The organism is Microbacterium shimangi (assembly GCF_043556445.1).
In the GTDB taxonomy this organism is placed as follows: Bacteria; Actinomycetota; Actinomycetes; order Actinomycetales; family Microbacteriaceae; genus Microbacterium.
In genome coordinates this window covers 93,006-115,506 of record NZ_JBIGII010000004.1, presented here as the reverse complement: position 1 = coordinate 115,506, position 22,501 = coordinate 93,006, and the positions used below count along the sequence as shown (strand labels likewise).

Below are 22,501 nucleotides of genomic sequence, written 5' to 3'. Positions count from 1 at the left end.
CGGTCCGCGGCCCTGGTGCGGCGCGGTGGCCGTGTGCTTCACTGGCCGGGAAGCATCCCCCCTGTTTCGCACGACATTCATTCACATTTGTCGAGATAGGCACCCTGATGGCAATGACGTCTGCGGGTTCAGCCCGTGCATTCACCTTCACCGCCCGGGCCACCGAGGTGGACGAATACTTCGCCCCCCAGCCCACCGCGTCGCACGACCTGCCCGCCCCCGAGCCGTTGCTGCGCAACCTGACGCTCGGCGTTCTGGAGGTCTTGGCCGGGGTCCGCGAGATCGAGCAACTCGCCCGCTGGCTGACCGAGGACGCCTATCGGGGCCTCGTCACCCGCGCGAATCTCGCCACCCGCGCCCGCAGTGCCCGGGGAGTGCCCGCCGCCCGCCCCGCGCACCGCATCATGTCGGTGCGCGAGTGCCGCCCCGCCGACGGTGTCGTCGAAGCCGTGGTCATCGTCGGCGGACCCGCGCGCACCCGCGCCGTGGCGATCCGGCTCGAGGGCATGGACCGCCGTTGGCGCGCGACGTCGTTGGCCCTCCTCTGAGACGCCGCAGTCGCTTCGTCGCTAGGGGCGGTACGAAGCCAGGAAGTTGCCGAGCCGTTCGATGGCATCGGTCAGCACGCGTGCTTCGGGGAGCGTGACGATGCGCACGTGGTCGGTCGTCGGCCAGTTGAAGCCGGTGCCCTGCACGAGAAGCACGTGCTCGGCGATGAGGAAGTCGTGCACGAACTTCGCATCGTCGGGGATCTCGTAGACCTCGGGATCGAACCGGGGGAACGCATAGAGGGCGCCCTGGGGCATGACGCACGACACCCCGGGGATCGCTTCCAGGCCCTTCCACGCCGCGTCGCGCTGCTCGTGCAGCCGACCCGTCGGGGCGATGAGGGCATCGATCGACTGCACCCCCGACAGCGCCGCCTGCACCGCGAACTGCGCCGGCACGTTCGGGCACAGACGCGTGGAGGCGAGGAGGGTGATGCCCTCGATGAAGCCCTTGGCGTGATCTTTCGGACCGGTGATGACGAGCCAGCCCGACCGGTAGCCGGCGACGCGATAGGTCTTGGACAGCCCGTTGAAAGTGAGGCAGAGAAGATCGGGCGCGACCGTGGCGAGCGGGATGTGCTCGGCCTCGTCGAAGAGGATGCGGTCGTAGATCTCGTCCGCCAGCAGCAGCAGTGAGTGTTCGCGCGCGATGGCGGCCATACCCTCGAGCACCTCGCGCGAGTACACCGCGCCGGTCGGGTTGTTCGGGTTGATGATCACGATCGCCTTGGTGCGCGGGGTGATCTTCGATCGGATGTCTTCGAGGTCGGGCTGCCAGCCGTCGAGTTCGTCGCAGATGTAGTGGACGGGGGTACCGCCGCCGAGGCTCGTCATCGCCGTCCACAGCGGATAGTCCGGGGCCGGGATCAGGACCTCGTCGCCCTCGTCGAGCAGTGCCTGCATCACCATGGTGATGAGCTCGGAAACGCCGTTGCCGAGGTAGACGTCGTCGGGGTCGAACAGCGGGAAACCGGGCATCTGCTCGTACCGCGAGACGACGGCCCGGCGCGCCGACATGATGCCCTGGCTGTCGCTGTACCCGTGCGAGTTCGGCACGGCCTCGATCATGTCTCGCACGATCTGGAACGGGGCTTCGAACCCGAACACCGCGGGGTTGCCGGTGTTGAGCTTCAGGATGCGGTGCCCCTCGGCCTCGAGCCGGTCGGCCTCGACGAGGGCCGATCCACGGATCTCGTAGAGGACGTCTTTCAGCTTCGAGGACTGATCGAGAGGGCGTAGCGGAGTCATTCCGTCAGAATAAACCCGCCCCGGACCGGCCAATGCTCATCGCGTGGACCGGCCCGGGTGGGGGAAACTACTTCTTCTTCGGGGTCGCCCGGCGCTCCGCACGGTTCTGCGGGGCCGCGGCCGTCGCCTGACCGTTGTCGGTCCGCTGCCCGAAGGCGCCACGCGGCGCCTCGGCAGCCGGGGCGGCAGCGGGGGTCGCGGACGCGGCGGCCGCTGCCTGGCGCACGCGGTTCGTCGCCGCCTGCTGCACCTGGCCGCGGTCGTTCCGCACCTCGACCTCACCGGCGTCGTTCGCCGCCGAGTACTCGAGGCGCTGACCTTCGACGGGCGCGACGGTCAGGCCCTTGGCCTCGACCTCCGCTTCGTCGCCGTCGGCGCGGCGCACCTCGACCTCGAGGTTGAAGAGGTACCCGACCGACTCCTCCTTGATCTGTCCCATCATCGACTGGAACATCTCGAAGCCCTCGCGCTGGTACTCGATGAGCGGGTCGCGCTGAGCCATCGCCCGGAGGCCGATGCCGTCTTTCAGGTAGTCCATCTCGTAGAGGTGGTCGCGCCAGCGGCGGTCGAGCACCTGAAGCACCACGCGGCGCTCGAGCTCGCGCATGGCGGGGCTGCCCAGCGTCTCTTCGCGGTTGCGGTACGCGATCTTCGCGTCGGAGAGGATCTCGCGCTTCAGACCCGCCGAAGTCACCCGGCCCTTGTTGCCCGCCTCGGCGACGACCTCGTCGATGGTGACCGAGACCGGGTACATCGTCTTCAGCTCGGTCCAGAGCGCGTCGAAGTCCCAGCTCTCGGTGTGTCCGCTGCCGGTGTGGTCGTCGATGACGGTGCTGATGGCGTCTTCGATGAAGTGCTCGACCCGGCCCGCGATGTCGTCGCCCTGCAGCATGTGCCGCCGGTCGGCGTAGATCGCCTCGCGCTGGCGGTTGAGGACGTCGTCGTACTTCAGGACGTTCTTGCGCACCTCGGCGTTGCGCGCTTCGACCTGGGTCTGCGCGCTCCGGATGGCACGCGAGACCATCGACGACTCGATAGCGACGTCGTCGGGGAAGTTCGTGCGCGACAGGATCGCCTCGGCGGCGCCCGACTGGAACAACCGCATCAGGTCGTCGGTGAGCGACAGGTAGAAGCGGCTCTCCCCCGGGTCGCCCTGACGGCCGGATCGGCCGCGCAGCTGGTTGTCGATGCGGCGCGACTCGTGGCGCTCGGTGCCCAGCACGTAGAGACCGCCGGCTTCGACGACCTTGGCCGCCTCGACCCCCACCGTCTCGCGGACGCCGTTGTAGACAGCATCCCACTCCGACTCGTAGGCCTCGGGAGTCTCGACCGGGTCGAGACCCTTGCCCTTCATGTCTTGCACGGCGAGGAACTCGGCGTTGCCGCCCAGCATGATGTCGGTGCCTCGACCGGCCATGTTCGTGGCAACGGTCACCGCACCGAGGCGACCCGCGCGCGCCACGATCTCGGCCTCGCGCGCGTGGTTCTTCGCGTTGAGGACCTCGTGCTTGACACCCTTCTTCGCGAGAAGGCGGGAGAGGTACTCGCTCTTCTCGACGCTCGTCGTACCGACGAGCACCGGCTGTCCTGTCTCGTGCCGCTCGGCGATGTCTTCGACGACCTGGGCGAACTTCGCCGTCTCGTTCTTGTAGACGAGGTCGGACTGGTCTTTTCGGACCATCGGCTTGTTCGTGGGGATCGGAACCACGCCGAGCTTGTAGGTCGACATGAACTCCGCGGCCTCGGTCTCGGCCGTACCGGTCATGCCCGCGAGCTTGTCGTAGAGGCGGAAGTAGTTCTGCAGCGTGACCGTGGCGAGGGTCTGGTTCTCGGCCTTGACCGGCACGTTCTCCTTCGCCTCGATCGCCTGGTGGATGCCCTCGTTGTAGCGACGACCGACAAGGATGCGTCCGGTGTGCTCGTCGACGATCATGACCTCGTCGTTCATCACGACGTAGTCGGCGTCGCGCTTGAACAGCGCGAGCGCCTTGATCGAGTTGTTCAGGAACGAGATGAGCGGCGTGTTCGCCGACTCGTACAGGTTGTCGATGCCGAGGTAGTCCTCGACCTTCTCGATACCGGGTTCGAGGACGCCGATGGTGCGCTTCTTCTCGTCGACCTCGTAGTCGACGCCGGGCTCGAGCGTGCGCGAGATCTTGGCGAACTCGGCGAACCACCGGTTGGCTTCACCCGACGACGGCCCCGAGATGATGAGCGGGGTCCGGGCCTCGTCGATGAGGATCGAGTCGACCTCATCGACGATGGCGAAGAAGTGGTCGCGCTGCACGAGATCGTCTTTGCGCCACGCCATGTTGTCGCGCAGATAGTCGAATCCGAACTCGTTGTTGGTGCCATAGGTGATGTCCGCGGCGTACTGCTCGCGGCGCACCTGCGGGGTCTGACCGGCGACGATGACGCCGGTCGTCATGCCCACCGCGCGATAGACGCGGCCCATGAGCTCGGACTGATAGGTCGCGAGGTAGTCATTCACCGTGATGACGTGGACGCCCTTGCCGGCGATCGCGTTCAGGTAGACCGCGAAGGTGGCGGTCAGGGTCTTTCCCTCACCGGTCTTCATCTCGGCGATGTTGCCGAGGTGAAGCGCCGCGCCGCCCATGATCTGGACGTCGTAGGGGCGCTGCCCGAGGGTGCGCTTGGCCGCCTCGCGGATCGCGGCGAAGGCCTCGGGCATGAGCTGGTCGAGGGTCTCGCCGGCCTCGTGACGGGTACGCAACTCCGCGGTTTCACCGCGCAGTTCGTCGTCGCTGAGCTGCGCGTAGTCGTCTTCGAGTGCGTTGACCGCCTTCACGACCTGCTGGAGCCGGCGGAGGATGCGCCCCTCTCCGGCGCGGAGCAGTTTCTCGAGAGGATTTGCCACGGAGGATCTCCATCTGTCGGGTGCAGCGCCGAAGCGCCCGCCTGCGAGCAGGCATACAGTGCCATGTTATCCGTTCGTGACCTCCGAAGAACCCGGAAGCGGATGCGCGTGCGCGGGCCGCCCGAGACGGCGGCCCGCACCGCGCGCCCAGGGCGAACAGACGGCCTCGCGGGACGCCGAGATCGTAAGATCGGAACATGGCCGGCTTCTGGGGAAAACGCAAACGCGAAGAGCAGGGCGCTGCGGACGCCGACCTCATGCGGCGGGCCGAGATGGCGATCGTCGCGGCCGACGAACGTGTGCGCCTGACCACCGACGAGCTCGACTTCGCCAGCGCCGAGCTCGGCGACAGCGCGACCGCCGATCTGCGCAGCGCGGTCGAGTCGGTCAAGACGCACCTGAGCGAAGCGTTCCACCTGCACCAGCTCAACCACGACGAGATCCCCGACACCCCGGAAGAACTGCGGACGAGGAACGCTCGCATCATCCAGCTCTCGGAGTGGGCCGAAGACCTGCTCGAAGAGCGCACGACCGCCCTGCAGTCGGCGATCGAGAAGGTGCGGCGGGCTCCCGAGATCCTCGCGCGCGTGCGCACCGACCGCGAGCGACTCGCCCTGCGTGTGCCCGCGGCGCGCGACGCGGTGCAGCGTCTCGCGACGCGGTACAGCCCGTCGGCACTGCAGCAGATCTCGGGCAACCCCGAAGAGATCGAGCAGCTGCTCACCTTCGCCGCGCACACCGCCGACGTCTCGGAACGCCGACGCGAAGCCGGCCAGCGCGAGCAGGCGGGCGTCGCTCTCGAAGCGGCGACCGAATCGATCCGACGCGCCGAGTCACTGCTCGACGCGATCGACTCCTATGAGATCGAGGCGCTGCGAGCCGAGTCCACGCTCGCCGCCGTCGTCGACGACTCCCGCGGCGACCTCGTCGACGCCCGGAACGGCCCGCAGACCCCCGCCGTCCGCGAGGCCATGGTCGCGCTCGAGCGGGCTCTCGCCCAGCTTCCCGCGGGGGGCGTCCGCGACGACCCGTTCGGCGCGCTGTCGGTTCTCCGCAAGGCCAACACCGACCTCGACACGGCGCGCGAGCGCGCCTCGCGCCCGGTCATTCCGCAGACGCACGTCACGCACGCCGTCGACGACGCCGACCGGCAGCTGACCGTCGCGCGCAGCATCATCTCGGGTCACCGCGGGTGGATCGGCGCCGACGCGCGCACCCGTTTCGCCGAGGCAGAACGCCTGCGTGCCGAAATCCCGCTCGGCCCCGTCGACGAAGATTCGCGCGAGCGCACGATCGCCGCCGCGCGGCGCGTGGCCGCTCTCGCTTCCGAGGCGCTGCAGCTCGCGCAGCGCGACATCGACTCCTCGCGCCCGAACGACTGGGGCGGCGACGGCTGGGGCGGCGGTCGAGGCGGCGGACGCGGCGGCGGAATGATGGGCGGAGGCAGCCCGGTCGGAGGAATCCTGGGCGGCCTCGTCATCGGTTCGTTGCTCGGCGACATGTTCGACGGCTGAACCCGCGCAGCATTCGCTCGCCCCTCAACGACGAAACCCGCTTCACGTGGCGAGAACCTGACGAAATGCCCGGGTCTCGCCACGCGAAACGGGTTCGCGGCGGTGGTGATACCGCGTGTCAGGAAGCAGCGCGCGCTTCGGGGGCGGCCTGCGTCGCCAGCGAGATCACGCCGTAGTCCCAGCCCTTGCGGCGATAGACGACGCTCGGGCTGTCGCTGCGGGCGTCTACGAACAGGAAGAAGTCGTGGCCGACCAGCTCCATGCGGTCGACGGCCTCTTCGACGGTCATCCACTCCGCGTCGAACCGCTTGGTGCGGATGACGACCGGGGTGTAGTCGGCCTCTTCGTCGGCGGCCGCGACCACGGGGATCTCGCCCGTCGCGACGGCGCGAAGCAACTCGACCGACGCCGGCTCGATGTCGATGCCCTCGAGCGAGCCGCTGCCCTTCTCGAACTTCGCGCCGCGGGGGTGGTTGCGCGCATCGACGCGCTTGTCTTTCGCGCGGCGCAACTGCTCGGCCATCTTGTCGACGGCGAGATCGAGGGCGGTGAACTTGTCACCATCGGTCGCCTCGGCCCGCACGACCGGTCCCTTGTCTGCGAGCGTGAGCTCGACGGTGTCGTCTTCCATGCGCCCGTTGTGGTACGCGCGGTGCGTCACTTTCACTTCGAGGCCCTGCGCGCGCGGCGCCAGGGTTTCGATGCGAGAGGCCTTCTCCTCGACGACCGATCGGAATCGTTCAGTGATTCCCACTCCTACGCCGGTGATGTTGGTATCCATCCGTGACCTCCTTGTTCCGGGTCCGCCCAACGGCTTTTTCGGTGCCAAGGGCGGACGGTCCGTCGCCTTGTAGTCCCCCCCACCGTAGTCGCGACGCCCCCGCCTGTCACGCGCGAATCGCGGGGGCCGCTCACCCCCGCCCGGCTCGCTCTGGCCGCGCGCCGAAGCGCTTCGGTGTCGCGGCCACGGTGGCGGCGCCCACGACCTCGGCCCCGCCCGCGCGCAAGGCCCGCACGGCCTCGCCGAGGGTCGCTCCGGTCGTCACGACGTCGTCGACGACGATGACCCGCCGCCCCGCGACGCCCCGGGCCACCAGGCTCCCGGCCACATTCGCGCGGCGTTCGTCGACGTCGAGACGGCGCTGGTCGCTCGTGACGCGCGCGCTCCGGAGCGCTCCGAGCGGCTCGACCCCCGCGCGGCGAGCCAGCAGCTCGGGCACGCGATAACCGCGGCGACGCATCGACGCGGCAGATGTCGGGAGCGGCACGAGCGAGGGACCGGCGGGGAGCCGCTCGAGCGCGACGGACAGCGCCGGGGCGAGCGAGCGGATCAGCGCGATCCTGCCCTCTTCTTTCAGCGTGCGGATGACCCGCGCCGGCACCCCGGTGAACGGCAACCCGCTCCAGACCGGCACCCCGTCGACATCGCGGCGCGTGGGGGCCGGCCTGAGCTCCCTGCTGCACTCCTCGCAGAGGGCCACGTCTTCGGCACCGCACCCCGCACAGTCGACCGGCAAGACGAAGGTGAGCGCGTCGGCAAGCGCACGGCGCAAAGGAGCGGTGTCCACGCCGCCAGGCTGCCGCTTCGCGTGCACGCGCGTCGCCCAGCGAGAGAACCTGGGAGCGGATGCTGTCGCGCACCCGCCTGGGGAGGGTTACTCGGGCAGTCCCTGCTGCACGCCCAGCACCGCGATGTCGGCCGCTCCTTCTTCCCAGTTCGCTCCTCGCTGGATGAGGAGCGCCCCTTCGCTGGTCCGCAGGCGCACGGTGGAGTTTCCTCCCGCGATGTCGACAGCCCCCGAGCTGACGGCGAGCAGCGTTCCGCGGCCGCCGACCGGTTGCAGCAGAACGGTCGACCCCTGCGCCGAATTCAGGAGCACTCCGAGATTGCCGTCGTCGAGCCAGGCGAGATCGACTCCCTCCGACGGGGTGGTCGCGAGCACCAGCGGCTCGCCGACGGCCACCGGCGTTCCGCCGTCGCGGCTCACCGCGGCCACCCACACCTCGGTGCGGTCGTTCGCCCGCACGAGTGCGGCGAGGCGGGTTCCGTCGCGCGAGAGCTGGAAGGCGTACAGCTGCGAGACGCTCGGCCACAACGCGGTGATCACGGCGGGATCACCCTCGAGCGGGTAGACGGCGAAAGCATCGGGGTCGCTGCGCGACGCCGACCACACCGTCGCCTGCGTGTCGATCGACGGGGCGACGAGGTCGGGCGTGCTGCCGTCCAGAACCTCGAACGTCTCGTCGGCGTAGGCCCGCAGCACGGCGCCGCTCCCGTTGAGCACCGCCGCGCTCCGATGATCCGCCGTGACCTCGACCGATGCGGCGTCGATCTCCTCCACCGCACGGGACAGGCCGGGAATGGTCTCGATCGAATCGGCGACGAGGAATCCGAAGCCGTCGCCCGCGATCTCGACGAGCGGGTCCGACTTGACACGCGTGGAACGGAAGGGCACCGCCTCGGCGCCGAGAGGCGTCGTGCCGACCGTCATCTGCGCCTCGGCGACGCCGACCGAGGCCAGAGACTGCTCGAGCTGGGTCTGCATGCGATTCAGGGTGCGCTCGTCCAGCGAGAAGGCGGCCGTACTGAGCTCGACCTGCGCGGTGGTGCCGCCGTCGATCAGGGGCACCGCACTGCTGGCCAGGGTCACGTCGTCGGGGAAAGCGGTGGCGACCGCCGGGTCGAGCCACTGGCTCGGGGGGCCGTCGACGAGTGCCTGCGCGACACGCGCCGCGATCAGGTTGCCGGGGAACCACCGCACGTCGGGCACGAGGTAGGTCCACGTCTTGTCGAAGTACATCACCGACGCCGAGCGGAAGACGCTGGGGAAGACCTCTTGATAGAGCACGATGCCGTCGGGGGCGAGATCGATGCGCCACTCCCCGTCGCGCTGGACAAGACGGAAAGGCAGCGAGACGGGCGCCCCGTAGGCCGGGACGTACTCCCCGGCGGGCGAGACGTAGGCCTCGGCCGTGACGCGCTGCGTGATCTCGATCGACGAGGCCTCCGTCGTCGGCGAGGGGCTCGGCGCGGGCGAGGCGGGGGCCGCCGACCGTTCGCTGAGCCGGTCGATCGTCACGCTCGCCAGGGGCTGCCATTCGGGTGCGTACTCGGGGGTCAGATACTCCCGGGCCGTCTGCCAGTCGTCTTGGGCGCCGACGCCGGCGCGCAAGAAGCCGTCGACGATCTGCTCGGGCGAGGCGCCCGCCTGCGGCGGATCGGGAACGAGATCGAAGGTCTGCGTGTCATCCGCGTCTTTCGGCAGGTTGCCCGCGTTCACCGGCCCGGACGTCGGGAGACCCGTGCAGGCGGTCAGGAACAGCAGCATCCCCGCCAGCACAGCGGTCGCCGCGCGCTTCACGAGACACCGCCCGCGACGTCGATCGGTTGGGTGAGACCAAGGGCATCGAACGGCGCACCCTCGTCGTCGCGGGGTGCGAGCGGAATCGGCGACCCTTCGACGCGGGATCCGTCGCGCGGCAGGGTGAGGACGAAATGCGATCCCCGGCCGAGCTCCGACCAGACGGCGAGGGTGCCGCCGTGCAGACGGGCATCGCCCAGGGCGATCGACAGGCCGAGGCCGGTGCCCCCGATGGTGCGCTTGCGCGAGGGGTCGGCGCGCCAGAACCTGTCGAAAACGCGCTCGACGGCGGCGGGAAGCATCCCCATGCCGTAATCGAGCACGCCCAGGGCGACGGTGCGCTGGTCGCTGTCGACCGTGATGACGATCGGTCGCCCCTCCCCGTGCTCGATCGCGTTGCCGAGCAGGTTGCGCACGATACGACGGATGCGTCGCGGATCCATGTCGACGGGCGAGTATCCGCCGGGTGCGACGAGACGCACGTCGGAGCCGTGCTGCAGCGCGAGTTGCGACATCGAGGCGATGACGTCTTCGGCCAGGTGCGCAAGGCTCGTCGGCTCGAGTTCGAGCTGGACGGAGCCCGCGTCGTAGCGGCTGATCTCGAGCAGGTCGGTCAGCAGGATCTCGAACCGTTGCACCTGCGCGTGGAGCAGCTCGGCGGCGCGCGCCGTGGCCGGATCGAAGTCGTCTCGACGGTCGTTGAGCATGTCGGAGGCGAGGCGGATCGTCGTCAGCGGCGTCCGAAGCTCGTGCGAGACGTCGGAGACGAATCGCTGCTGCACGAGCGAGAGGTCGGCGAGCTCTTTGATCTGCGACTCGATGCTGTCGGCCATCGCGTTGAACGAGCGGCCGAGGGTGGCCAGCTCGTCGTCGCCGCGCACCGCCAGGCGCACCCCCAGTTCACCGGCCGCGAGCTTCGCGCTCGTGTCGGCCGCTTCGCCGATGGGGGTCGTCACCGAACGCAGGACGTACCAGGCGATTCCGCCGATGAGCACGAGCAGCACGATCCCGACGAGCCAAAGGACGGCCTGTACGAACGAGAGGGTCTGCGCGGGGCTCGCCAGGTCGTAGGCGAGGTAGAGCTCGTACGGACCCGCGTCGGGGATCTCGAGCTGCTGGCCGACGACGATGCCCGGCACGGTGCCGCCGCCGTCGGTGGGCAGTTCGACCGACTGCCACCACTGCGAACCGCTGTCGCCCGACTGCACCTGGGCACGAAGCCCCGGTGACAGGATGCTTTCGTCGAACCCCTGCGAGGTGCGCCCCTGCGGGGCGAGAGGCGAGATGTCGGTGCCGATCCGGTAGAAGGCGAACACGTCGCTCGATGCCTGCTGCAGAAGCGGCTGCTGGATGCTGGTGATCAGGTTCTGCCGGTTGATCGCGTTCTCACCGGCGTCGACGGTCGATTCGAGCGTCTTCTGCGCCGACATCTTCGCGTTCTGCGAGCTGTCGAGCACCTGTGCCAGGCGCGACTGGAACAGGTCGTTCTGGATCGCGAGCGCCATGCCGACGCACGCGACGAGGATCGCCACGGCCGTCAGACCGACCGTGAGGAGGACGGTGCGAAATCGCAGCGACCGGCGCCACAGCGAGGTCAACCGCGTCGGCCACGACCGCCAGTCCCGGATCACCCGGACCGGCGTAGTGGCGCTCGAGACCGACATCAGTGCCTCACGCAACCGCCCCGGCGCGGTAGCCGACACCGCGCACGGTGGTGACGATGCGAGGGTTGTCGGGATCGGTCTCGACCTTCGCGCGCAGGCGCTGCACGTGCACGTTCACCAGGCGGGTGTCGGCCTTGTAGTGGTAGCCCCACACCTGCTCGAGCAGCATCTCGCGCGAGAACACCTGCTGCGGTTTCGACGCCAGCGCGACGAGCAGCTCGAATTCGAGGGGCGTCAGCCCGATGGCCGCGTCGCCGCGGCGCACTTCGTGGGCTGCCACGTCGACCGTGAGGTCTCCGATGCGCAGCGTCTCGCCGCTCGTCTGGGCCCCCGGACGCAAGCGCGTGCGGATGCGGGCGACGAGCTCCTTCGGGTTGAACGGCTTCATGATGTAGTCGTCCGCGCCCGACTCGAGGCCTTTGACGACATCGGCGGTGTCGGTGCGGGCGGTCAGCATGATGATGGGCACGCCCGACTCGGCGCGCACGCGGGTGCAGATCTCGATGCCGTCCATACCGGGGAGCATGAGGTCGAGAAGAATGAGGTCGGGTCGCTCCCGCCGCCAGGCATCGACGGCCTGCGCGCCATCGGCGCAGAACGCCGTCTCGAATCCTTCGGTGCTCAGCACGATGCCGATCATCTCGGCGAGTGCGGTGTCGTCGTCGACCACCAGGATCCGTGATGTCATATGCGCTTCGCCTTCCGCGTCCGGCCCAGGCGCCATGGGCCCGCGCAACAGCCTCCCCGTGCGCTTCCCCCAGAGTAGTCGACCCTTCGTCGGGGGCGCCGTACCTCACGCGCGGCGTATGACACGATAGGGGCGAAGCCGCAGCACGAGGAGGCGCCCACCGTGACCGCGTATCCCGCCTGGACCCCCGCATCCCGACCCGGAATAGTCCCCCTGCATCCGCTCGGGTTCGGCACCATCCTCGGAAGATCGTTCGTGGCCCTGCGCCAGAACCCCAAGGTTCTGCTGGGCTTCGCCCTCTGCGTGCAAGTGGTCGGCTACCTGGTTCTGCTCGCCGCGATCGGCGGCGTCGCGCTCGCGTCGTTCTCGCGACTGGAGACGTTGCAGCCCGGCACTGACGACTTCGACGCCGTCCTGGCCGGATCGATCGCTGCCACCGGCATCACGGCCTTCGTCTTCGGTCTCGGCTCCCAGGCCCTCGGCGTGATCGTGCAGGGAGTCGTCGTCAGCGAGGTCGCCTCCGCCGTCATCGCCGAGAAACCCACGCTCGGCGAGGTCTGGCGACGGGTGAAGCCGGTCGCGTGGCGCCTGGTCGGCTACTCGTTCCTGCTGGCGTTCGCCACGCTGCTCGTCATCGCGGTCGTGGGTGCGCTCTTGTTCGCCGTCGGGCTCGCCGCGCTGCCGCTCGCGATCGTCCTCGGCATTCTCGCGGTGCTCGGGGCCATCCCGCTCTCGCTGTGGCTGACCACCAAGCTGCTGCTCGTCCCCGCGGTGATCATCCTCGAGCACGCCCGCATCCGCGACGCGGTGCCGCGGTCGTGGCGACTGACCCGTGACCGGTTCTGGTCGACCCTCGGCGTTCTGGTCATCGTCTCGGTCACGTTCAGCGCGATCGCTCAGGTCGTCAGCATCCCGTTGTCGCTGGTCTCGACCGGGTTCACCACCGTCATATCCCCCACGGGCGAGCCCGAGCCGGGAGCGATCGTCGGCTTCATCGTCTCGACCCTGCTGACGCAGGCCGCCACCCTTCTCGTGCAGTGCGTCGCGGTCATCGTGCAGTCGACCGCCACGGCGCTCATCTACGTCGACTGCCGCATGCGCCACGAAGGTCTCGATCTCGACCTGCGGGCCTACGTCGAACGCAGGGATGCGGGAGCGACCGACCTCGCCGATCCGTTCCGCGAGAACGTCGGACGAGTCGTGGGCCCGCGCCCGCCGCAGTACGGCTACCCCGCGCCCGGCTACGCAGCGCCGGGCTACGGAGCACCCGCGTACCCCGCACCGGGCTACCCACCGGCGGGAGGCTTCCCGGCGCCGTACCCGCCGCAGCCGCAGCCACAGCCGCAGCCGCAGGGCGCGGCACCGCAGGGCGTGCCGAACGCCGCAGCGGAGAACCCCGCGCAGACCGCCCCGGCGCAGACCGACCCCGCCGCGGCGCACACGCCGTCAGCGCCCGCCCCGGCACCGCCCGCCGACGCGGCTCCCACCCGGTGGGCAGCACCCGGCGACGGCTCGTGACGCCGGGCTCCGCGCTCACCGCAGTGATCTCGACGGGAGCGATCTTCGGCGGCGCAGCGCCCCTCTCCCCCGACCGCGACGAAGCGCGCGAGTGGGCGGAGCGAGAGCTCGCCGACCCCCGCTACGCCGCTGCCGAACCCACCCTGCTCGACCGGATAGCGCGGGCGGTGAGCGAGTTCTTCGAGAACCTCTTCTCGGCCGAGCTGCCCGACACCCTCGGGCCCGCCTTCGCGATCATCGCGGCGGCCGTGGTCGCGGTGCTGATCGTCGCGGGCCTGCTGATCTGGGGGCGACCGCGGCGAGTGGCGCGGAGCCGCGACACGGCGACGGATCTCTTCGGCGATGCCGACGAACGCACGGCGGCCGAACTGCGTCGCGAGGCCGCCGCCGCGGCATCCGCCGGCGAATGGGACGAGGCGATCGTGCTGCGCTTCCGCGCTCTCGCCCGCGGACTCGCCGAACGGACACTCGTCGAGGTGTCGGCCGGCACGACGGTGCACGGCTTCGCTCGCGCGGCCGCCCGCGCATTCCCCGCGGAAGGGGCACGAATGGATGCTGCTGCCGCGGCGTTCGATGACGTGCGATACCTCCGACGACCCGGCTCCGAAGGCGTCTACCGCTCGATCGCCGCGCTCGACGACGACCTCGTTCGCGCGCGACCCGCCCTGGCGGAGCTGGCATGAGCCTGGCACCCGAGACCCTGCCCGACCGCGGTGACGCCGCGGCGGTGCCCCGCGCCCGAGTGCGCCGGCGCCGGGGGCTGCTCGGGTGGGCTGCCGTCGCCGCGGTGATCATCGTGGTGGGCCTCGTCGGAACCGTCATCGCGGGGAACGGATGGGCCGAACGCGACGCGCTCGACCCCGAGTCGGCCGGTCCCGGGGGCACCAGGGCGCTGGCGCGCATCCTCACCGAGCAGGGCATCGACGTGCGGGTGGCGCGCGACCGGGGGGCCGCCCTGGCCGCGCTCGAGGGCGACGCCACGCTGGTGCTGCCCGACGCCCCCGCCCTGTCCGACGACGCGATCGCCGAACTCGCTTCCGCAGCCGACGACGTGGTGCTCATCGAGCCCCGTACACGCACGCTGCGACTCCTCCTCCCCGGGGCACAACCCGCGGGGTCAGCCGGCACCGAAGAACTCGCCCCCGCGTGCGCCCTTCCCGCCGCCGAACGCGCCGGAGGGGTCGTGGGCGGCTCACTCGCCACCGCGGGCGACGGTCTCACGGGGTGCTACCCCGTCGACGACGGATTCGCGCTCGTCACCGGCGATACGGCCGACGGGGCCGTCACCGCGCTTGACGGGCGCGCCATGTTCGCCAACGACGTGCTCGCCGAATCGGGGAACGCCGCTCTGGCTCTGGCCGTGGTCGGCTCCCGCCCGACCGTCGTCTGGTACGTGCCGTCGCTCGCCGACTCCGACATGACCGACGCCGCTCCCACCCTCGGTGAGCTGACGCCCGGATGGGTCAGCCCGGTCATGGTTCTGCTGCTGCTGTCGGCGATCGCCGCCGCGGTCTGGCGCGGCCGCCGCTTCGGCCCCCTCGTCGTCGAGAACCTGCCCGTGACCGTTCGCGCGTCCGAGACGACCACCGGCCGAGCCCGCCTCTATGCCCGGTCCAACGACCCCGGGCACGCGCTGGACCAGCTGCGCCTCGGCGCGCTGGGGCGCATCGCGCGGGCGCTCGGCCTGACCGCGCGCGCCGCACCCGTCGAGATCGCCGATGCCGCCGCCGCGCGACTGGGCGCGGACCGGGGGGCGGTGCGCAGCATCCTGATCGACGACACCCCCCTGACCGATCACGAGCTCGTCGAGCTCACCACCCGACTCCGCGCACTCGAAGCGAGCGTGCGCGCCGCCGCCCGACCCGAAAGGACGACCCCATGACCGACACCGAGGCCGTGGGATCAGACCACGCCGCGCTCCGCGAGGGCATGCACCGCGTTCGACTCGAGGTGGGCAAGGCCGTCGTGGGTCAAGACGGCACCGTCACCGGGCTCCTCATCGCCCTCCTCGCCGGGGGCCATGTGCTGCTCGAAGGCGTGCCGGGCGTGGCCAAGACGCTGCTCGTGCGCTCGTTCAGCCGAGCGCTCGGTCTCGACACCAAGCGCATCCAGTTCACGCCCGACCTGATGCCCGGTGACGTCTCGGGGTCGCTCGTCTACGACGCCCGCGCGGGCGAGTTCGAGTTCCGGGCCGGGCCGGTGTTCACGAACGTCGTGCTCGCCGATGAGATCAACCGCACACCGCCCAAGACGCAGGCCGCGCTCCTCGAGGCCATGGAAGAGCGTCAGGTCTCGACCGATGGGGTCACCCGCCCGCTTCCCGAACCGTTCCTGGTGGCAGCCACGCAGAACCCCGTCGAACACGAGGGCACCTACACGCTGCCCGAGGCTCAGCTCGACCGATTCTTGCTCAAGCTGCTCGTCAGCGTGCCCGACCGCGATGCCGAGGTCGCGATCCTCCGACGGCACGCGGGCGGCTTCGATCCGCGGGAGCTCGGCGAGGCCGGCGTGCAGCCCGCGATCACGCCGGCCGAGATCCTGGCCGCGCGCCACGCCGCCGCATCGGTGGCCGTCGCCGACGACGTGCTCGCCTACGTCGTCGATCTCGCTCGTGCGACCCGCGACAGCCCGTCGGTCGAGCTCGGCGTCAGCCCTCGCGCGTCGACGGGGCTCCTCGCCACGGCCAAAGCATGGGCGTGGCTCGGCGGCTACCCCGCCATCACTCCCGACCACGTGCAGACGATGCTCGTTCCCACCTGGCGCCACCGCATCCGCCTGCGGCCCGAGGCCGAGATCGAGGGCGTGTCGGTCGATGCGATCCTCGCGTCGGTCGTGCAGCAGACCCGCGTTCCCATCTGACGCGGGCCCCTCATGTACGTCACCGGCCGGTTCCCGTTCCTCGTCGCCCTCGGCGTCGTGCCCGTCGTCGTGCTCTCGCTCGGCGGCATCAACGCGTGGGCGGCGGCCGGCGGGTGGGTACTGCTGAGCCTCTCGACGATGACGGCGGATGCTGTCGTCGCGGCCGATCCGCGCAGCATCCGCATCGAGCGGCGCATTCCTCCGCGGGTACTCCGTGACGAGCCGGTCGTGACCGAACTGCTGTTGTCGAACACCGGCCGGCGCGACCTGCACGGTCGTGTGCGTGACATGTGGCAGCCCACGGCCGGCGCGCCCGCCGCGCGTTCGCGCGTCGACATCCCCGTCGGCGAGCGCCGCTCGGTGCCGATACCGCTTCGGCCGCGGCGACGCGGCGAGCTCGGCACCGAGGGGATCGTCGTCCGCGCGCGCGGGCCCCTGGGTATCGCGGGTCGCCAGGCGATCCTGAACGCGCCGGGCCGGATTCGGGTTCTTCCGCCGTTCACTTCCCGGCGCCACCTTCCCTCGCGGCTCGCCCGTCTGCGCGAGCTCGACGGCAATACCAGCGTGCAGGTGCGCGGACAGGGCACCGAATTCGACTCGCTGCGCGAGTACGTGCGCGGCGACGATGTGCGCGCGATCGACTGGCGCGCCACCGCGCGTTCGGGCACCACGATGCTCCGCACCTGGCGTCCCGAGCGCGACCGCCACGTCGTGATCGTCATCGACTCGGGCCGCACGGCGGCGGCACGTGTGGGAGACGGCGTGCGGCTCGACGCCGCGATGGAGGCGGCGCTGCTGCTGGCGGCCCTCGCCACCCGGGCGGGCGATCACGTGCACCTGCTGCTGTTCGACCGCGTCGTGCGCGGGCTGGTCACCCGTGTCGAGGGTGCCGCGCTGCTGCCGGCGATGGTCGATGCGATGGCTCCCGTCGAGCCGCAACTCATCGATACCGACTGGGACGCCGCGTACGCGCAGGTCCGGCTGCTCACCGGGCGGCCCTCGCTCGTCGTCCTGTTGACCGCGCACGACGAACCACTCGCCGCGCGCGGGTTCCTCGGCACCCTCTCGGGTCTCACCGATCGCACCCGGGTGCTGGTCGCCACGGCCACGGATGCCGACTCCCCCGACCCCGCCATCCGCGACGCCGACGACGTCTACGCCGCGGCTGCTGCCGAGCGCGCCCGTCGCGATGCGGGACGCGTGGCGAGCGCGGTCCGTCGGGCCGGTGGCGAAGCCCTCGTCGCCTCCGCCGAAGAACTTCCTCCTCTGGTCGCCGACCGATATCTGGCGCTGAAAGCCGCGGGACGCCTGTGAACGCGGACTTAGCAGAATAGTCAAGGCACGAGCTCATACGCCCTCCTTCATACGGAGCGGATTAAAGTTGCAAGGATGTGGCCGCGAACTCGTGCACAGGCAGTGCCCCGTCCCGCCGACCGCCGTCACCCCCGGAGATCTCTTGCACGGAAACGCCACAACCCGATTCGATGACGTCGCCCTCATCTCGGTAGCCAGTCAGCTACCCGGGCGCGTCACCTCGTCTGACGACATCGAGAACCGACTCTCGACGGCGCTGTCTCGCATGCGCCTGAAGCCCGGGCTGCTCCGGCGCGTCGCCGGCGTGCTCGAGCGACGCAACTGGGCCGAGGGCGAGTCCGCCGATACGGCGACCGTGATCGCCGCTCAGCGCGCCCTCGCCGAGGCCGGTGTCGACCCGAGCGAGGTGGGTCTGATCATCAACACCTCGGTCACCCGCAAGCACCTCGAACCCTCCGTCGCCGTCCGGTTGCACCACGAACTCGGACTCCCCAGCTCGGCGGTCAACTTCGACGTCGCGAATGCCTGCCTCGGTTTCATCAACGGGATGAGCCTCGCTGCGGGAATGATCCAGTCGGGTCAGGTGCGCTACGCCTTGATCGTCAACGGCGAGGACGCCGACGACGTGCAGGTGAACACCGTGGCGCGGCTGCTGGGCAGCAACACCGACCGTGACACCTTCATGAGCGAGTTCGCCACCCTCACCCTCGGGTCGGGGTCGGCGGCGGCAGTGCTCGGGCGCGCCAGCGAACACCCCGAGGGACATCGCCTGATCGGGGGCGTGACCCGCGCGGCCACGCAGTTCCACGAGCTCTGCGTCGGCAGCGTCGACGGCATGTTCACCGACGCCAAGGCCCTGCTCAAGGGCGGCATGGAACTCGTGACCTCGGCGTGGCAAGAGGCGCGTTCGGACTGGTCGTGGTCGAACATGGACCGCTACATCACCCACCAGGTCTCTGCCGTGCACACCAACGCGATCGTCCGAGCCATCGGTCTCGACCGCCGCCGGGTGCCCGTCACCTACCCGCACCTCGGCAACGTCGGCCCCGCTTCGATCCCCATCACCCTCGACGCCGAGCAGGCGACCCTCCGCTCGGGCGATCGCGTGCTGTTGATGGGCGTGGGCTCGGGACTGAACACCGGCATGCTCGAGCTGGCGTGGTGACCTCACCGGTCATGGCGAAGAGCGAGGGTGCAGCAGCGACGCTCCCGCCCGCGGGCCTGGCCGGACTGCCGCCGGAGTTCTCGCGCATCGTCGCCGTCCCGGGCTTCGGCGGCGACTCCGGCACGTCTCGGCAGTGGCACGTTCTCGACACGGGAGACGAGCTGCGCGCTCTCGGAATCGAGCCGGTCGGCACGATCATCGCCGTCCACGGCAACCCGACCTGGTCCTACCTGTGGCGAGACCTGCTCACGGCGTCGCTGCGCGAGGCCCGCGCGGGTGCCCCGGCCTGGCGGGTCGTCGCCGTCGATCAGCTCGAGATGGGGTTCTCCGAGCGCACGGCACAGCTGCGCACCCTCGAGCAACGCATCGGCGATCTCGGTGCTCTGGTGCGCTCACTCGCCCCCGAAGGGCCGATCGTCACGGTCGGACACGATTGGGGCGGCCCGATCTCGCTCGGATGGGCGGTCGAGAACACCTCCCGACTCGCCGGCGTGGTCGCGCTCAACACGGCGGTGCACCACCCCGCCGAGCAGCAGATCCCGTTCCTTCTCCGGGTCGCGGGGGCGCGAGGGGTTCTCGGCGCCGTCACGACCGTGAGCACGGCATTCCTCGACGTGACCCTGTCGCTGGCAGACCCTCGCCTCGAACCGGCCGTGCGCGACGCCTATCGTGCGCCGTACTCGACCACCGCGCGCCGTCGCGGAATCGGACAGTTCGTCGCCGACATCCCCGCCACCCCCGCCCATCGCAGCACACCGGCGCTGAACCGGGTGTCGAGCGGGCTCGGCGCGCTCGGCGTACCCGCGTTGCTCCTGCGAGGCCCGAAAGACCCCGTCTTCGGCGAACAGCATCTCGACGATCTCGCCAAGCGGATGCCGTGGGCCGACGTGCACCGTTTCGAGGGCGCGGGGCACCTCCTCGCTGAGGAGCGCCCGTACGCCGAGGTCATCCTGGCCTGGCTGGCCGACCGCGTCGCGCCGCTCGGGTCTCCCGCGGCGCCCGTCGCCTCACCGACCCCCGACCCCGAGAATTCCGCCGATGCACCGCCGCTCTGGGACAAACTGTTCCAGCGCCGCACCGACGACGGCGCGGCCGTCATCGACATGACGACTTCGAGCGAAGGCCGCCCCCTGCGGGTGAGCTGGCGCCGACTCGCCGAGCGCGTCGAGCAGATCGCGGCGGGTCTCCACCGCATCGGCGTGCGCCCGGGCGACCGGGTGTCGCTGCTCGTGCAGCCCGGCCCCACGCTCACCGCCGTGCTGTACGCCTGCCTGCGCATCGGCGCCGTGGTCGTCGTCGCCGACCGCGGTCTCGGCATCCGCGGACTCTCGCGCGCCGTGCGCGGCACCAACCCGCGGTTCGTCATCGGAGAGGTCGCGGGCCTGGCCGCTGCGCGCACGCTCGGGTGGTCGGGCACGCGCATCTCGGCCGCCCGGTTGCCGTCGGTCACGGCGCGAGCGCTCGGGGTGGCGCACAGCCTCGCCGACATCGCCGAGATCGGTGCGACCCGCGTGCTGCCGACCCCGCCCTCGCCGTCCGACGACGCCGCCGTGCTCTTCACTTCGGGATCGACCGGTCCGGCCAAGGGCGTCGTGTACACGCACGCTCAGCTGTCGGCCCTGCGCGACGCCCTCGCTGCGCACTTCGACGTGAACGAAGACACCGGGCTCGTCACCGGCTTCGCCCCGTTCGCCCTGCTGGGCCCCGCTCTCGGCACGCGATCGGCCACCCCCGACATGGACGTCTCGGCCCCTCGCACCCTCACCGCGACCGCCGTCGCGAATGCGGTCAGAGAATCAGCGGCCCAGATCGTCTTCCTCTCCCCCGCTGCGGTCGCCAACGTCGTCGCGACCGCGCACGCGCTCGGCGACGATGAGCACGCCGCCCTCGCCGGCGTCCGCACGTTCCTGTCCACCGGCGCCCCGGTGGGCATCGAGCTCCTCCGCGCCGCGCAGCGGCTGATGCCGAACGCCGTCGCCCACACGCCCTACGGCATGACCGAGTGCCTGCTCGTGACCGACATCACTCTGCCCGGCGTCGAAGACGCCGCCCTCTCGGGGCAGCACGGAGTCTGCGTCGGTGCGCCGATCGGAGCCGGCAGCGTGCTGATCAGCCCTCTCGACCGCGACGGTCGCGCCACGGGCGAGCTGACGACGACGCCGGGCGTCACCGGTGAGATCGTCATCGCGGCCCCGCATCTCAAACGCGGGTACCACCGCCTCTGGTTCACCGACCGCGCCGCGGCCAGAGACGCCGCATCCGCCGACCCGGTCGACCACGTCGGAACGACGAGCCGCCGGCACCGCACGGGCGACGTCGGTCACCTCGACGCCGCCGGGCGCCTGTGGATCGAGGGGCGGATGCCGCACGTGATCGTCACGAGCGACGGACCCGTGACTCCGGTCGGCCCAGAACAGGCCATCGAGGGTGTGTCGGGAGTGGCTCGGGCAGCGGTCGTCGGGATCGGACCCGAGGGACTACGTCAGTGCGTCGCCGTGGTCGAGACGGCACCGGGGGCGAAACGCGCGGGTCTTGCCGACGCCGACCTGACCGAAGCCATCCGCGCCGCCGCACCGATCCCGCTGGCAGCGGTGCTCACCGTGCGCGCTCTCCCGACCGATGTGCGGCACAACTCGAAGATCGACCGGACCCGACTGTCGGTCTGGGCCGACGGCGTCCTCGCGGGTCGACCGCCGAGCGCACCGTGATCGTTCTCGCCACCGGGGCCTCGGGCTTTCTCGGGCGCGCCGTCGCGACGGCCCTCGTCGACGCCGGCCACGAGGTGCGCACGCTGCAGCGCCGCCCGTCGGGCGTCGCCGGCGTCACCGACGTGCGCGGCTCGGTGTCAGACCCGTCGACCGTCGATGAGGCCACGCGAGGGGTGGAGGCGATCGTGCACCTGGCGGCGAAGGTCTCGCTCGCCGGAGACCCCGCCGAATTCGACGCCGTGAACGTCGGCGGCACGCGGCTCGTGCTCGATGCGGCACGCTCGCACGGCGTCACTCGCTTCGTCCACGTCTCGTCCCCCTCGGTCGCGCACGCGGGCCACGCCCTCGCCGGGGTCGGCGCGGAGCCCGCCGATCCGGCCGGCGCACGCGGCGAATACGCCCGCACGAAGGCCGAGGCCGAGCTCATCGCACTCGACCGCAACGGCGACGATCTGGCCGTCGTGGCCGTGCGCCCGCACCTCGTCTGGGGACCGGGCGACCCGCAACTCGTCGAACGCATCGTCGATCGCGCGCGGCGGGGCACACTCCCGCTGCTCAACGGGGGAACGGCGCTCATCGACTCGACGTACGTCGACAACGCCGCGTCGGGCATCGTCGCCGCCCTCCACCGAGCCCGCGCCGTCGGAGGACGCGCCTACGTGCTCACCAACGGCGAACCTCGACCCGTCGGCGACCTGATCGCCGGGATGTGCCGCGCCGCGGGTGTGCCGGTTCCCCGCTTCAGTGTTCCCGCGCCCCTCGCCCGCGCCGCCGGCGCACTGGTCGAACGGGTGTGGGCTGTCCGTCCGGGCACGGACGAACCCCCCATGACGCGCTTCCTCGCCGAACAGCTGTCGACGGCCCACTGGTTCGAGCAGCAGACGATCCGCCGCGACCTCGCGTGGACGCCCACCGTCTCGCTCGACGAGGGTCTTCGGCGCCTCACCGCCCACTACGCCCGCTGATCCGGGACGCTTCGACAGCTCAGCGACCGGGGCGGCGCTCAGCCGGACCCTGAGCCCGTCGAGGGGCCCG

General features: G+C 70.7%; 17 protein-coding genes. 10 read left to right on the top strand and 7 right to left on the bottom strand.

Annotated elements, in window-relative coordinates; genetic code table 11:
- The first annotated feature begins 107 nt into the window (after window positions 1–107).
- Window positions 108–548, top strand: a complete 441-nt coding sequence (locus ACFXQA_RS07390) for an Rv3235 family protein (protein WP_394519178.1) — start codon at window positions 108–110, stop codon at window positions 546–548.
- A gap of 21 nt (window positions 549–569) precedes the next feature.
- On the opposite strand, the gene ACFXQA_RS07385 is transcribed toward ACFXQA_RS07390, so the two are convergent.
- Window positions 570–1,796 (bottom strand): pyridoxal phosphate-dependent aminotransferase, encoded by a 1,227-nt coding sequence (locus ACFXQA_RS07385; RefSeq protein WP_394519177.1) that lies wholly within the window; start codon window positions 1,794–1,796, stop codon window positions 570–572.
- Between the two features lie 67 nt (window positions 1,797–1,863).
- Window positions 1,864–4,674 (bottom strand): preprotein translocase subunit SecA, encoded by a 2,811-nt coding sequence (gene secA, locus ACFXQA_RS07380; protein WP_394519176.1) that lies wholly within the window; start codon window positions 4,672–4,674, stop codon window positions 1,864–1,866.
- Window positions 4,675–4,871: 197 nt separating this feature from the next.
- On the opposite strand from secA, the gene ACFXQA_RS07375 reads away from it, so the two are divergent.
- Window positions 4,872–6,188, top strand: a complete 1,317-nt coding sequence (locus ACFXQA_RS07375; protein ID WP_394519175.1) for a hypothetical protein — start codon at window positions 4,872–4,874, stop codon at window positions 6,186–6,188.
- Between the two features lie 118 nt (window positions 6,189–6,306).
- Here ACFXQA_RS07375 and hpf read toward each other — a convergent pair whose 3' ends face one another.
- The 5 genes from hpf to mtrA all read right to left on the bottom strand — a co-directional run bounded on the left by hpf (window position 6,307) and on the right by mtrA (window position 11,902).
- A complete protein-coding gene (hpf, locus tag ACFXQA_RS07370; protein WP_394519174.1) occupies window positions 6,307–6,969 on the bottom strand; it encodes a ribosome hibernation-promoting factor, HPF/YfiA family in 663 nt (220 codons plus the stop codon).
- A gap of 130 nt (window positions 6,970–7,099) precedes the next feature.
- Entirely contained in the window at window positions 7,100–7,756 is a 657-nt protein-coding gene (locus ACFXQA_RS07365) for a ComF family protein (protein ID WP_394519173.1), read from the bottom strand.
- An 87-nt stretch (window positions 7,757–7,843) separates the two neighbouring features.
- Window positions 7,844–9,550 carry an LpqB family beta-propeller domain-containing protein gene (locus ACFXQA_RS07360; protein ID WP_394519172.1) on the bottom strand — a complete coding sequence of 569 codons (1,707 nt, stop codon included), beginning with the start codon at window positions 9,548–9,550 and terminating at the stop codon, window positions 7,844–7,846.
- Window positions 9,547–11,214 (bottom strand): MtrAB system histidine kinase MtrB, encoded by a 1,668-nt coding sequence (gene mtrB, locus ACFXQA_RS07355; protein WP_394519171.1) that lies wholly within the window; start codon window positions 11,212–11,214, stop codon window positions 9,547–9,549. Before mtrB ends, ACFXQA_RS07360 begins: the two co-directional genes overlap by 4 nt.
- Before the next feature lie 7 nt (window positions 11,215–11,221).
- On the bottom strand, window positions 11,222–11,902 hold the full coding sequence (gene mtrA, locus ACFXQA_RS07350; protein WP_394519170.1) for an MtrAB system response regulator MtrA: 681 nt from the start codon (window positions 11,900–11,902) through the stop codon (window positions 11,222–11,224).
- 162 nt (window positions 11,903–12,064) lie between these two features.
- Here mtrA and ACFXQA_RS07345 point away from each other — a divergent pair, with 162 nt between their 5' ends.
- The 8 genes from ACFXQA_RS07345 to ACFXQA_RS07310 all read left to right on the top strand — a co-directional run bounded on the left by ACFXQA_RS07345 (window position 12,065) and on the right by ACFXQA_RS07310 (window position 22,431).
- Complete coding sequence (locus tag ACFXQA_RS07345) at window positions 12,065–13,420, top strand: glycerophosphoryl diester phosphodiesterase membrane domain-containing protein (RefSeq protein WP_394519169.1); 1,356 nt, start codon at window positions 12,065–12,067, stop codon at window positions 13,418–13,420.
- Window positions 13,417–14,103, top strand: coding sequence for a DUF4129 domain-containing protein (locus tag ACFXQA_RS07340; protein ID WP_394519168.1), 687 nt, complete (start codon window positions 13,417–13,419; stop codon window positions 14,101–14,103). The genes ACFXQA_RS07345 and ACFXQA_RS07340 overlap by 4 nt, the downstream gene beginning before the upstream one ends.
- On the top strand, window positions 14,100–15,302 hold the full coding sequence (locus ACFXQA_RS07335) for a DUF4350 domain-containing protein (RefSeq protein ID WP_394519167.1): 1,203 nt from the start codon (window positions 14,100–14,102) through the stop codon (window positions 15,300–15,302). Before ACFXQA_RS07340 ends, ACFXQA_RS07335 begins: the two co-directional genes overlap by 4 nt.
- Window positions 15,299–16,279 carry an AAA family ATPase gene (locus ACFXQA_RS07330; RefSeq protein ID WP_394519166.1) on the top strand — a complete coding sequence of 327 codons (981 nt, stop codon included), beginning with the start codon at window positions 15,299–15,301 and terminating at the stop codon, window positions 16,277–16,279. Before ACFXQA_RS07335 ends, ACFXQA_RS07330 begins: the two co-directional genes overlap by 4 nt.
- Before the next feature lie 12 nt (window positions 16,280–16,291).
- Entirely contained in the window at window positions 16,292–17,593 is a 1,302-nt protein-coding gene (locus ACFXQA_RS07325) for a DUF58 domain-containing protein (RefSeq protein WP_394519165.1), read from the top strand.
- 142 nt (window positions 17,594–17,735) lie between these two features.
- Window positions 17,736–18,758, top strand: coding sequence for a 3-oxoacyl-ACP synthase III (locus ACFXQA_RS07320; protein ID WP_394520207.1), 1,023 nt, complete (start codon window positions 17,736–17,738; stop codon window positions 18,756–18,758).
- An 11-nt stretch (window positions 18,759–18,769) separates the two neighbouring features.
- A complete protein-coding gene (locus ACFXQA_RS07315) occupies window positions 18,770–21,466 on the top strand; it encodes an alpha/beta fold hydrolase (protein ID WP_394520206.1) in 2,697 nt (898 codons plus the stop codon).
- Window positions 21,463–22,431, top strand: coding sequence for an NAD-dependent epimerase/dehydratase family protein (locus ACFXQA_RS07310; RefSeq protein WP_394519164.1), 969 nt, complete (start codon window positions 21,463–21,465; stop codon window positions 22,429–22,431). The genes ACFXQA_RS07315 and ACFXQA_RS07310 overlap by 4 nt, the downstream gene beginning before the upstream one ends.
- Window positions 22,432–22,501: the final 70 nt, after the last annotated feature.

Excerpts from the sequence above, each read along its gene's own strand:
- ACFXQA_RS07385 (WP_394519177.1), bottom strand. The coding sequence starts at position 1,796 with ATGACTCCGCTACGCCCTCTCGATCAGTCCTCGAAGCTGAAAGACGTC.
- mtrA (WP_394519170.1), bottom strand. The coding sequence starts at position 11,902 with ATGACATCACGGATCCTGGTGGTCGACGACGACACCGCACTCGCCGAG.
- mtrB (WP_394519171.1), bottom strand. The coding sequence starts at position 11,214 with ATGTCGGTCTCGAGCGCCACTACGCCGGTCCGGGTGATCCGGGACTGG.
- ACFXQA_RS07335 (WP_394519167.1), top strand. The coding sequence starts at position 14,100 with ATGAGCCTGGCACCCGAGACCCTGCCCGACCGCGGTGACGCCGCGGCG.
- ACFXQA_RS07375 (WP_394519175.1), top strand. The coding sequence starts at position 4,872 with ATGGCCGGCTTCTGGGGAAAACGCAAACGCGAAGAGCAGGGCGCTGCG.
- ACFXQA_RS07325 (WP_394519165.1), top strand. The coding sequence starts at position 16,292 with ATGTACGTCACCGGCCGGTTCCCGTTCCTCGTCGCCCTCGGCGTCGTG.
- ACFXQA_RS07390 (WP_394519178.1), top strand. The coding sequence starts at position 108 with ATGGCAATGACGTCTGCGGGTTCAGCCCGTGCATTCACCTTCACCGCC.
- ACFXQA_RS07315 (WP_394520206.1), top strand. The coding sequence starts at position 18,770 with ATGGCGAAGAGCGAGGGTGCAGCAGCGACGCTCCCGCCCGCGGGCCTG.
- ACFXQA_RS07330 (WP_394519166.1), top strand. The coding sequence starts at position 15,299 with ATGACCGACACCGAGGCCGTGGGATCAGACCACGCCGCGCTCCGCGAG.
- hpf (WP_394519174.1), bottom strand. The coding sequence starts at position 6,969 with ATGGATACCAACATCACCGGCGTAGGAGTGGGAATCACTGAACGATTC.